The following is a 10,772-nucleotide window of genomic DNA, read 5'->3' on the forward strand; positions in this document are numbered from 1 at the left end:
CGGGGCGGTGCTGGGGGCGCTGGCCACCGCCGGGTACGCGCTGTCGCGGGGCTGGCCGCCCGTCGTGCCACCCTGGGCGCTCGGCGGCGCCGTGGCGGCGACCCTGGTCATCGGCACGGCCGCCGGTCTGTACCCGGCCATGCGGGCGGCGCGTCTGTCTCCGACGGTCGCCCTGACGACCACCTGAGAACGGGCCCCGGCCACCGCTGACCGGCCAGGCGATGTGCCCCGGTCCGGGGGTGGTCAGCCCGACAGGGCCTGGATCGCGGTGCCGCGGCGCGACAGCAGGAACTCGCGCTCCGGCGCCGTGGCGACCAGCTCCAGCGCCCTGCCGTACTCCTCGACCGCCTCCTCCAGGCGTCCGAGCCGGGACAGCAGATCGGCACGGGTGGCGGGGAGCAGGTGGTGGCGGGGCAGCTCGGCCTCCAGCCCCGCCAGCAGCTCCAGCCCACGGGCGGGACCGAACGCCTCGGCAACCGCTACGGCCCGGTTCAGCCGTACCACCGCCGAGCCGGTCAGCCTTTCGAGGAGCTCGTACAGGCCGGCGATGGCCTCCCAGTCGGTGTCGTGCGCGCCCGCGGCCGAGACGTGCTCGGCGGCGATGGCGGCCTGGAGCAGGTACGGACCAGGCAGGTACTGGCCGGGCGGCTGCGGGCCGGGGAGATGCGGGCCGGGCGGAACTGGGGGGAGGAGGGCGGGGGCGAGCAGGTCCAGCGCCTCGGCGATCTCGTCGTGCCGCCACAGCGAGCGGTCCTGCTCCGCCAGCCTGACCAGTCGCCCGCCGGCATCCAGGCGGGCGTGCCTGCGGGCGTGGTGCAGCAGCATCAGCGCCAGCAGCGCCCGCACCTCGGAGTCGGCCGGCATCAGCTCGGCCATCATGCGGGCCAGCGCGATGGCCTCGCCCGCGGACTCGTCGCGGATGAGCCGCTCGCCCTCGGCCGCCGCGTACCCCTCGGTGAAGATCAGGTAGAGGACGGCGAGCACCCCGTCGCGCCTGCCGGCCAGCTCCCGGCCCTCGGGCACCCGGTACGGGATCCCGGCCTGGCTGATCTTCTTCTTGGCGCGGGTCAGCCGGGCCGCCATCGTCGCCTCGCTCACCAGGAACAGCCGGGCTGTCTGCCGCGTGGTCAGCCCGCCGACGCACCGCAAGGTCAGCGCCACCCGCGCCTCCATGGACAGCGCCGGATGGCAGCAGGTGAACACGAGCCGCAGCCGTTCGTCGGGCAGCTTGCGCGGGCCCGGCTCCTCGGGCGGGCGCGGCTCGTCCACGACCAGCAGGGGGAGCTTGCGGGCCGCCACCGCCGTGCGCCTGAGCCGGTCCACGGCGCGCCTGCGGGCCGTGGTGAGCAGCCACGCCGGCGGGTTGTCCGGGACGGGCGGCCACGCGGCCACGGCGGCGGCGAACGCGTCCTGCAGCGACTCCTCCGCCAGGTCGAGGTCGCGCAGCTCCGCGGTGAGGAGGGCGAGCAGGCGCGCCCATTGCCCCCGGTACGCCTGCTCGACCGCCTTCATCCCTGGTGCTCCACCACGGGACGGATCTCGACGATGTCCACGGGGCACGCCCGGGCCAGCTCGATCGCCTCGTCCAGGTCGCGGGCCTCGATGAGGTAGAAGCCGCCCAGGTGCTCGACCGTCTCCACGAACGGCCCGTCGGTGCGGAGCGCCTGACCCGACCCCTTGCGCAGCGTCACCGCCTCGCCAGGGCCGCCCAGCTCCTCGCCGCCGAGGAAGGCGTCGCGCTCCTTCAGCAGCGCGATGAAGCCGCCGTGCCGCTCCAGCGCTTCGCGCCGCTCCTCCTCGGTGGCCTCCTGCCGGGCCTTGGCGTCGACGTACAGCAGCAGCGCGTACTTCATGACGCCTCCCTGGCGGGCACGGGGCGAATCTCGACGTCGGAGGGCATGGGCCCGGCCAGCTCGATGGCCTCCTCCAGGTCCCCGGCCTCGACGAGCACGTATCCGGAGATCTGCTCGACCGTCTCAGCGTACGGGCCGTCGGTGATGAGGAACTGGTCGCCGTTCTTCCTGATGGTGGTGGCGGTGGAGGAGTGGGCCAGTTCGTGACCGCCCACTCCCGCGCCGCGCTCGGCGAGGAAGCCGTTGTAGGCGCCCCACCGGGCGTAGACGGCCTGGCGTTCCTCGGGCCCCGCCTGCGTCCAGGGATGTTCGTTGCCGACGCACAGCAGTACGTATCTCATGGCGTGTCCTTTCTTCCGGTCTTCCGGTCACTTCAATGACGCGCGGGGGGTACCGGAATCGACACCTGCCACCATTTTCTCCCGCGTTCCACGGCATGGTGGCCATGGCCGGTCCGCGTCCGGGGAGCGGCAGGGGCGGCCACGGAGGCGAGAGTCCTGTCGCGGACTGGTCAGGTGAGCGGGCGGGCGGTGGGGAGGCGGAGGCGGTCGACGGCCTCGCGGCGGGTCTTCTCGGGGCGGCGGTCGTAGCGGGCGGTGGTGGCCGGCGAGGAGTGGCCCACCAGCGCCTGGGCGGTGGCCAGGTCCACGCCGGCGTCCAGCAGCTCGCCGATGAACGTGCGGCGGAAGTCGTGGGCCGTGCGCCGGGAGACGCCCGCCTCGCCGAGCCGCCTCGCCAGGATGTCGGCGATGCCCTGGCCGGTCAGCCCGACCGGGCGGCCGTCGCGCTCCCGGATCCGGCCCGCCCGGCTGATCGGGCTGAACAGCGCGCCGGCCGAGCCGCCCCGCACCGCCAGCCACCGCTCCACCAGCCCGATCGCGTCCGTGGTCAGGTAGGCCAGGCGTTCCTTGTCGCGCTTGCCGCGCACCCGCAGCGAACGGGCCCCCGGATCGTAGTCGGCCAGGGCGAGCCCGCCGATCTCCGCGCGGCGGCAGCCGGTGGAGTAGAGCACCGCGATCAGCGCCGCGTCACGGACCCCGGCCGCGGAGTCGTCGCAGGCCGCCAGGGCGGCGCCCACCACCTCCGGCGGGACGTGGTGGCCGGTTGGCAGGCGGCTCTGCCGTACCGGGGCCAGATCGGAGGCGCGCGCGTAGTCCTCGGCGCTGCTCTGGCCCAGCCGCCAGGCCTCCTTCAGCACGCGGCGCAGCGCCACCAGGTGCTTGTTGACGTACGCCGCCGACCAGCCCTGCTCGGTCAGCAACGTGCGGATGCGGACCGTGTGCTCGTAGCGGAGCAGGTGCCACGGCTGACCGGCGCCGGTGGCCTCCTCGTCGCCGGTGAGCAGCCGCGCGAGCCGGTCGAGGCAGCCGCGCATGGTGCGGCGCGACTCCGGGCTGGTCAGCGAGTCGAGGTAGACGTGGTAGGGGTCGCGCGCCGGCTCGACGGGCGGCGCCACCGGCTCCGTTACGGCGGGCAGGCTCACCTCGCCGATCTTAGAGCCTGCCGACAAGGACCAGGGATGCCCGGGAGGAGGCCGGTCAGGCGTAGAGCAGAGCTTCGGCCGGGTGCTCCAGGAGCCGGGCCACGTCGGCGAGGAACCGCGATCCCCGCTCGCCGTCGACGACCCGGTGGTCGATCGAGATCGCCAGGGTGGCGACCGCGCGGATCGCGATCTCGTCGTTCACCGCCCACGGCATGTTCCGGGTGGCGCCGAACGCGATGATGACGGCCTCGCCGGGGTTCAGGATCGGCGTGGCCCCCTCCACGCCGAAGACCCCGACGTTGGTGATCGTCATGGTGCCGCCCGTCATGTCGTCCAGCAACCCGCGCGGCGTTGCCGCCGCGATCCCGAGATTGACCCCCTGATGGGTGACGATCTCCTGCCGCCGCTCGTCCCAGCTGGAGTTGACGAACGGGTGCCTGAGCGCGGCGAGCAGCACCGCCTTGGCGAGGATGAGCAGGGGCGTGACGCGCGTGCCGGCCCACGCCTTGTCGCGCCGCAGCCTCTCGACCAGTCCCATCGTCGCGGTCATGTCGACCTGGAGCCACAACGTCGCGTGCGGAGCGGTGAAGGCCGACGCCACCATGGCCGCCGCCATCGCCTTCTGGACGCCCTTGACCGGGGTCCGCGTCTCGCCCGCCTCCTCCACCTGCTTCCGGGTGACGAGGCCGTCCGGTCCGGCGGGCAGGTCGCTCAGCTCCACCCCGAGCCGCCTGGCCAGTTGCCGTATCGGCGGCTTCGCCCTGGGGACACGCGCGGGAGCCGCCGGTTCCGCGGTCGCCGCCCCGCGGTCGCCCCCGGTGTTGCGCAGCCGCCGCCGTCGCGTGGCCGGCTCCGCCGGGCCGTAGCCGACCAGTACGGAGGGCCGCGGCTGCGTGGACGCCGGTTCGGGGGCGGGCTGTGCCGTGGACGCCGGTTCGGGCTGTTCCGTGGGCGCCGGGGAGCCGGCGGGACGGATGACGACGAGCGGCGTCCCCACGGGCACCGTACGGCCCGGCGGCACCAGGATTTCATCGACCCGCCCGGCCAGCGGAGACGGAATCTCGACCGTCGCCTTCGCGGTCTCGATCTCGACCAGCGGGTCGTTGACCGAGATGACGTCACCCACAGAGACCAGCCAGGTCACGATCTCCGCCTCGGTGAGACCTTCACCCACATCGGGAAGGGTGAAGCTGTGTCCGGTTTCCATTGATCGTCTCCCTCAGTAACCGAGAGCCCGGTCGACGACGTCGAGGACCCGGTTCACGTCGGGGAGGAACTCCTCCTCGACCCGGCTCGGGGGGTAAGGCATGTTGTAGGCGCCGACCCGGAGCACGGGGCATTTCAGCGCGTGGAAGCACTCCTCGGTGACCGCGGCCGCGATCTCGGCGCCCATGCCGAGAAACGTCGACGCCTCGTGCACGACGACCATCCGCCCGGTGGCCTTCGCGCAGCGGTAGAGCGTGTCGACATCGAGCGGCGACAGCGAACGCAGGTCGAGGACCTGTACGGAGACGCCGTCCTCCTGGGCGGCGGCCGACGCCTCCAGGGCGGTCCGCACCGTGGGGCCATAGGCCACCAGGGTGCAGTCCGTGCCCTGCCTGACCACCCTGGCCCGATCCATCGCGGGCAGGTCACCGAGGTCCATGGTGATGTCGACCTCGCCCTTGTCCCAGTAGCGGCGCTTCGGCTCGTAGAACAGCACCGGGTCGTCGCAGGCCACGGCACGCCTGATCAGTCCGGCGGCGTCCGCCGGGTCCGCGCACGCCACAACCCGCAGGCCGGCGGTGTGGGCGAACAGCGCCTCGTTCGACTCGCTGTGGTGCTCGACGGCGCCGATGCCCCCGCCGAACGGGACCCTGATCACCACGGGCAGCGTGACCGCTCCACCCGAGCGGGCGCGGGTCTTCGCGAGCTGGCTGACGATCTGGTCGAACGCGGGATAGATGAAACCGTCGAACTGGATCTCGCACACGGGCCGGTAGCCGCGCAGGGCGAGGCCGATGGCCGTGCCGACGATGCCGGACTCGGCCAGCGGGGTGTCCACCACCCGTTCGGCGCCGAACTCCTCCCGCAGGCCGGCGGTCACCCGGAAGACGCCGCCCAGCCGCCCGACGTCCTCGCCCATCACCAGAACGCGTGGATCCTCGTTCATCGCGCGCCGAAGGCCGGCGTTGATCGCCGCGCCGAGGGTGATCGTCGTCATGCCGGGACCTCGCTCAGCGACTGGGCGACGTACTCCGCGTACTCCGCCGCTTCCCGGTCCAGCAGCCCGTGCCGTTCGGTGTACACGGTGCCGAACAGGTCCGCCAGCTCAGGGTCGGGCAGGGACAGGCAGGCGCGCCGGGTCGCCGCGGCCAACGCGTCCGCCTCCCGCTCCACCTCGGTGAAGAAGGACGCGCCGACCCCGGCCGCTTTCAGCAGGATCTCCAGGCGGGTGATCGGGTCGCGAAGGCGCCACCGCTCCACCTCGCCGTCCGCACGGTACCTGCCGGGGTCGTCGGAGGTGCTGTGGCCGGCCATCCGGTATGTCTCGGCCTCGATGAACGCCGGCATGCGCGTGTCGCGGACCCGGGCCGCCGCCTGCGACGTCACCGCGTGCACGGCCAGCACGTCGTTGCCGTCCACCAGGTAGGAGTCCAGGCCGAAACCCGCGGCCCGCTGGTGCAGCGCGGTACGGCTCTGCTGGGCGGCCGGCGTGGAGATGGCCCAGTGGTTGTTCTGGCAGAAGAACAGTACGGGTGCCCCGGTGGTCGCGGCCCAGTTCAGCGCCTCGTTGACATCTCCCTGGCTGCTCGCCCCATCCCCGAAGTAGGTCATGACGATCTCGTCGGCGCCGTCCCGCAGCACCCCCATCGCGTACCCCGTGGCGTGCAGGGCCTGCGTGCCGAGCACGAGAGAGTAGAAGTGGAACCGATGCGTCGCGGGGTTCCAGCCGGCATGCGCGAGGCCGCGCCATTGACGGAGCAGCTCCGCCGGTCCGAGGCCCCGAGCCAGCGCCGCCGCGTGTTCCCGGTAGCTGGGAAAGACGTGGTCGTCCGGGCGCAGCGCCCGGATCGAGCCGACCTGCGCGGCTTCCTGGCCGAGGCTCATCAGCCACAGGCCCAGCTCGCCCTGGCGGGCGAGAGCGAGCGCTTCGGCGTCGAAACGCCTGGCCAGCGCCATGTCCCGGAACAGCAGGCGGGCGAGGCCGAGGTCGACACCGGCAGCCTCCCCCTGGGGGGTCAGGCGGCCGTCCGGCATCACGAACCGCAGCGCTGCTCCGTGCGGGGGCGCCACGACGGGCTCGATCCGCCGAAGATCGCGGACTTCCGCTCCGCTCGGGTCGGCGGCTGCTTTCTCACTCATGGGTGCTCCTTCGCCGATCGGGCAATGTCGCGTGGGCATGACGGCCGCAGGTCGTGCGACCGGCAGGGAGAGGCTCATCGGTCTCCGAGGAGACCACCTGTTCGCGGTCCCAGGTGGGGGCGTCCGCCATCATCTCCATCAGCCGGAGTTTGCTGACCTTGCCCGTAGGGGTCTTGGGCAGGGAGTCGACGAAACTGATGTAGCGCGGGACCTGGAACCTGGCCATCGTGGCTGCGCAGTGGGTCCAGATGGACTCGGCGTCGAGCGGGCTGCCCGGCCGCTTCACCACGAACACCTTGACCTCCTCCTCGGTGAGGTCGCTCGGCACCCCGACGGCCGCGCATTCGAGCACGTCGGGGTGGGCCTCCACGCCCTCCTCGACCTCCAGCGCGCTGATGTTCTCGCCGCGGCGCCGGATGGCGTCCTTGCCGCGCCCGACGAAGAAGATGTTGTCCGCTTCGTCGGCCTTCACCAGGTCGCCGCTGTGGAACCACAGGTGCGAGAACGCCTTGGCGGTGGCTTCGGCGTCGCCGAAGTAGCCGTCGAGGATGGTGCCCGGGATCCTGGGCCGTACCAGGAGCTCGCCGACGACGCCCGGCGGGACGGGATCGCCGTTGGCGTCGGCGACGCGGATGTCGAACTCGGGGGTGGGCGTGCCACAGGATCCGGGCACCCGTGGCGCGTCGAACTTCTGGGTCACCGGGATGTTCGCCTCGACGCTGCCGTAGAGCTCGAGGACGGTGAGCCCGAACCGCTGCTCGAACTCGCCGACCCACTCCGGCACCGGCACGCCCCAAGCGAGACGGGCCGGATTGTCCGCGTCGTCGGCACGGCGCTCCGCTTTGTGCAGGATGGACAGGGTGGCGCCCATGAAGTCGAAGACGGTGGCGCCGGTCGCGCGTACCTCGTCCCAGAACCGCGACGCGGAGAACCGGCGGCCGATCGCCGCTGTGGCACCCATGAGCAGCGCCGGAACGACGGTGAGCGCGGTGGCGTCGGCGTGGAACAGCGGGAACGGGCAGTACAACACGTCGCTTCGCCGCAGCCCGAAGTCCCGCACGGCGATGGCGGCCTGCGAGACGAAGTAGCGGTGGGACACGGCGCACGCCTTCGACCGGCCGGTGGTGCCGGAGGTGTAGAGCATGCCCGCGGTCCGCGGCGACTCCTGCGCCACGGGGGCGGTGGGTTCCCTGTGGATGAGCGCCGACAGGTCCGCGGCGGTGCCCGAGGCACCCGCGCCCATGGGCGCCGTGCAGACCGGGACCGGCGGCTCTCCGTCGAAGGCGGCCGCCAGCGGGGCGTACAGATCGGCGTCGGCGATCAGCAAGGTCGGGGCGGCGAGCCGGACCGCGTTCTCCAAGCCCCGCCCACGCCACTCGGTGTTGATCGGCACCCACGCCGCGCCAAGCCAGTTCGCGGCGAACCAGGTGAGCACGCACGCCTTGGAGTTGCGCATCAGCACGCTGAGCCGGCTGTCCGGACCGACTCCACGGTCGGCGAGGCCGGACGCCAGGCACGCGACCTGCTTGCGGAAGTCGCTGAAGGTCGTGCTCTCGCCGTCCATGTGGAGGAAGACCCGGTCGGGCCAGTTCGCCGCCGCGTCGTCGAGCAGCCCCGGCAGCGTCTGGTCGACGGCGATCCCGCCGATCTCGGCTCGCGTCATCGGGCGCCCGCCACGGTGCCCGATGAGGTGAACTCCGCGAAGCTGCGCTCCGCCTCGCTCGAGGCGAAGCAGTGTAGTGCCGACTCGACCTCCAGGCGGAGGACCGCCTCCTGCTGGGGGAAGGTGGACACCTCCAGCGCCCGCTTGGTCGCCGCCATCGAGCGGGGCGGCTGGGCCGCGAAACGCGCGGCCAGGTCCATCGCCCGCTCGAGCGGGCGTTCGCTCAGCTCGTTGGCGAGTCCGAGCCCGATGGCCTCCTGCCCCTCCACCCAGCGTCCGGTGAGCAGGAGTTCCTTGGCTTTCAGCAGGCCGACCAGCACGGGAAGGCGGAGGCTGATGCCGCCGGTGTGCGCGTGCCCGATCGGCACCTCAGGGAAGCGCAGCCGCACCGAGGGGGAGGCGATCACCATGTCGGCCGCGAGCGCGATCTCGGCGCCGCCGCCCACGGCGAACCCGTGGACCGCCGCGATGACGGGGGAGGGGTTGGAACTCATCAGCCGGGTGACGTCCTGGAGCATCTCGAACGATTCGCGCAGTTCCTCCGGTCCTCCGGTCCGCGGCGCCAGCGTCTGCTTGAGGTCCTCGCCGGCGCAGAACGCCCGCCCGGCCCCATGGATCACCACGGGCCCCGCGCCGTGCGCGGCGCGCAGGGCGGTGACCAGGGCACGCAGCAGCGGCACGTTCAACGCGTTCAACGATCCGGGACGGTTCAGTGTCATCCTGACGATCCCCCCTTCCTCGCTCACCAGGACGGGCCTGTCATCGTGGTCGGCGCTCATCGTGAACCTCCTCTGACTGGACGGCGGCGCGGGGACCGGGAACCGGCGTGAGGCGCGTCTCCGGAGCCCCGCCGAGATAGATCTCGCGAACGGTCGGGTCGTCCCGCAGGTCGGTGCTGGCGCCGTCCCTGAGGATCTCCCCGGTGGTCATGACATAGCCTCGTGAGGTGATCGCGAGTGCCTTCGTCGCGTTCTGCTCGACCAGGAGCAGAGCGGTCCCGGCGCGGTGGATCTCGCTGATCGCCGCGAACACCGCACTGGCCATCAGCGGCGAGAGCCCCAGACCGGGCTCGTCGAGCAGCAGCAGGGCGGGCCGCGACATCAGGGCCCTGGCGATCGCCACCATCTGCTGCTCGCCGCCGGACAGCGTCCCCGCCTCCTGCTCAAGGCGCTCACCCAGGCGGGGGAACAGGTCGAGCTGGGTCACGAGGTCCTTGGCGACGTGCCCGTCCCTGCGCCGGAACGCGCCCAGCAGCAGGTTCTCCCGCACGGTCATGCGGGGGAAGAGCCGGCGCCCCTCCGGCACATGGGCGATGCCCTTGCCTGCGATCACGTGCGACGGGCACGCCGTCACGTCCTCGCCGGCGAACCACACCGAGCCGGAGTCGCAGGCCAGCATGCCGCTGATCGCCTTGAGCAGGGTGCTCTTCCCGGCCCCGTTACTGCCGATCAGCGCGACGGCCTCACCCTCGCCCACGGTGAGCGTGGCCCCGCGGACCGCGCGTACCGATCCGTAGCCGACGTCGAGGTCGCGTACGTGCAGCGTCATGGCTGTCCCTCATCCGTTCCGAGGTACGCGGCGATGACCCGCTCGTCTGTCAGCACCTGTTCCGGGGGGCCGTCGCAGAGCAACCGGCCGTACTCGAGCACCGTGACGTTCGAGCACGTGCGGCTCACCAGATCCATGTCGTGCTCGACGAGCACCACGGAGAGGCCGAACCGCGTGGGCAGACCGCTGATCAGGTCCGCGGCCTCCCTCTTCTCGGCGCTGTTCAGGCCGGCGGCCGGCTCGTCGAGGAGTAGCAGGCACGGCCCGGAGGCCAGCGCGCGGGCGATCTCCAGCCGCCGCTGATCGCCGTAGGACAGGCCGCCGGCCGGGGCCCGGCTCTTGGTGTGCAGGCCCAGCGCCTGGAGCGTGTCGTACGCCCGGTCCAAAGCCGTCCGTTCGGCGGACCGCACCGACGGCCATCGCAGGATGCCGCCGAGCAGCCAGCCGCGCGTCTGGACGTGCATGCCGACGACGACGTTCTCCAGGACCGTCATCGAGGTGAACAGCCGGATGTTCTGGAACGTGCGCCGCAGCCCGCGCTCGGCCCGTTGCGCCGCGCTGCTTCGGGTGATGTCGCCGCCGTCGAGCACGATCGAACCGTGGTGCGAGGCCAGGGCGCCCGACAGCAGGTTCAGCAGCGTCGTCTTCCCGGCGCCGTTGGGGCCGATGATGCCCACGACGGTGTCCCGGGGGACGTCGAGGTCGACGTCGTCGACGGCGAGGAGCCCGCCGAAACGCCTCGTCAGTCCCCGGGCCGACAGCAGGGTACGAGTCGCCGGCTCCGCGCCGGGATCGGTCCGCCGGTCCTCCGGGGCGCTCATCCCGCGCTCCGGAACACGCGCCGGCGGCGCCCGCCACGCCCGCCACGCCCGCCGCGCCC

General features: G+C 72.5%; 12 protein-coding genes. 1 reads left to right on the forward strand and 11 read right to left on the reverse strand.

What is annotated here, in order from left to right; all coding sequences use genetic code 11:
• Positions 1–187, forward strand: a 187-nt coding sequence (locus DQW85_RS11375) for an ABC transporter permease (RefSeq protein WP_162794902.1), incomplete at its 5' end; no start/stop codon positions are given.
• Between the two features lie 56 nt (positions 188–243).
• Here the strand turns inward: DQW85_RS11375 and DQW85_RS11380 are convergent.
• The 11 genes from DQW85_RS11380 to DQW85_RS11430 all read right to left on the reverse strand — a co-directional run.
• Entirely contained in the window at positions 244–1,512 is a 1,269-nt protein-coding gene (locus DQW85_RS11380) for an RNA polymerase sigma factor (RefSeq protein ID WP_113700310.1), read from the reverse strand.
• A complete protein-coding gene (locus DQW85_RS11385) occupies positions 1,509–1,853 on the reverse strand; it encodes a YciI family protein (protein ID WP_113700311.1) in 345 nt (114 codons plus the stop codon). Before DQW85_RS11385 ends, DQW85_RS11380 begins: the two co-directional genes overlap by 4 nt.
• The gene (locus DQW85_RS11390; RefSeq protein ID WP_113700312.1) at positions 1,850–2,194 is read right to left on the reverse strand and encodes a YciI family protein; all 345 of its coding nucleotides are present in this window, start codon (positions 2,192–2,194) and stop codon (positions 1,850–1,852) included. Before DQW85_RS11390 ends, DQW85_RS11385 begins: the two co-directional genes overlap by 4 nt.
• Positions 2,195–2,364: 170 nt before the next feature.
• On the reverse strand, positions 2,365–3,363 hold the full coding sequence (locus DQW85_RS11395; RefSeq protein WP_240197093.1) for a tyrosine-type recombinase/integrase: 999 nt from the start codon (positions 3,361–3,363) through the stop codon (positions 2,365–2,367).
• 28 nt (positions 3,364–3,391) lie between these two features.
• Entirely contained in the window at positions 3,392–4,543 is a 1,152-nt protein-coding gene (locus tag DQW85_RS11400) for a dihydrolipoamide acetyltransferase family protein (RefSeq protein ID WP_113700314.1), read from the reverse strand.
• Positions 4,544–4,555: 12 nt separating this feature from the next.
• Positions 4,556–5,539, reverse strand: coding sequence for an alpha-ketoacid dehydrogenase subunit beta (locus DQW85_RS11405; protein WP_113700315.1), 984 nt, complete (start codon positions 5,537–5,539; stop codon positions 4,556–4,558).
• A complete protein-coding gene (locus DQW85_RS11410) occupies positions 5,536–6,576 on the reverse strand; it encodes a thiamine pyrophosphate-dependent dehydrogenase E1 component subunit alpha (protein WP_420819154.1) in 1,041 nt (346 codons plus the stop codon). The genes DQW85_RS11405 and DQW85_RS11410 overlap by 4 nt, the downstream gene beginning before the upstream one ends.
• Before the next feature lie 97 nt (positions 6,577–6,673).
• A complete protein-coding gene (locus DQW85_RS11415; protein ID WP_113700317.1) occupies positions 6,674–8,344 on the reverse strand; it encodes an AMP-binding protein in 1,671 nt (556 codons plus the stop codon).
• On the reverse strand, positions 8,341–9,123 hold the full coding sequence (locus DQW85_RS11420; protein WP_113700318.1) for an enoyl-CoA hydratase/isomerase family protein: 783 nt from the start codon (positions 9,121–9,123) through the stop codon (positions 8,341–8,343). The genes DQW85_RS11415 and DQW85_RS11420 overlap by 4 nt, the downstream gene beginning before the upstream one ends.
• On the reverse strand, positions 9,104–9,892 hold the full coding sequence (locus DQW85_RS11425) for an ABC transporter ATP-binding protein (protein WP_113700319.1): 789 nt from the start codon (positions 9,890–9,892) through the stop codon (positions 9,104–9,106). Before DQW85_RS11425 ends, DQW85_RS11420 begins: the two co-directional genes overlap by 20 nt.
• Positions 9,889–10,772: ABC transporter ATP-binding protein (locus DQW85_RS11430; protein WP_205315040.1), on the reverse strand; the 884-nt coding region annotated here is incomplete at its 5' end. The genes DQW85_RS11430 and DQW85_RS11425, both read right to left, overlap by 4 nt.

It is taken from the genome of Nonomuraea lactucae (assembly GCF_003313395.1).
GTDB classification, from domain to species: Bacteria; Actinomycetota; Actinomycetes; order Streptosporangiales; family Streptosporangiaceae; genus Nonomuraea; species Nonomuraea lactucae.

Bases quoted from the DNA above. Each gene is read 5' to 3' on its own strand.
- DQW85_RS11425 (WP_113700319.1), bottom strand. From the start codon at position 9,892: ATGACGCTGCACGTACGCGACCTCGACGTCGGCTACGGATCGGTACGC.
- DQW85_RS11380 (WP_113700310.1), bottom strand. From the start codon at position 1,512: ATGAAGGCGGTCGAGCAGGCGTACCGGGGGCAATGGGCGCGCCTGCTC.
- DQW85_RS11410 (WP_420819154.1), bottom strand. From the start codon at position 6,576: ATGCCGGACGGCCGCCTGACCCCCCAGGGGGAGGCTGCCGGTGTCGAC.
- DQW85_RS11390 (WP_113700312.1), bottom strand. From the start codon at position 2,194: ATGAGATACGTACTGCTGTGCGTCGGCAACGAACATCCCTGGACGCAG.
- DQW85_RS11415 (WP_113700317.1), bottom strand. From the start codon at position 8,344: ATGACGCGAGCCGAGATCGGCGGGATCGCCGTCGACCAGACGCTGCCG.
- DQW85_RS11405 (WP_113700315.1), bottom strand. From the start codon at position 5,539: ATGACGACGATCACCCTCGGCGCGGCGATCAACGCCGGCCTTCGGCGC.
- DQW85_RS11400 (WP_113700314.1), bottom strand. From the start codon at position 4,543: ATGGAAACCGGACACAGCTTCACCCTTCCCGATGTGGGTGAAGGTCTC.
- DQW85_RS11385 (WP_113700311.1), bottom strand. From the start codon at position 1,853: ATGAAGTACGCGCTGCTGCTGTACGTCGACGCCAAGGCCCGGCAGGAG.
- DQW85_RS11420 (WP_113700318.1), bottom strand. From the start codon at position 9,123: ATGAGCGCCGACCACGATGACAGGCCCGTCCTGGTGAGCGAGGAAGGG.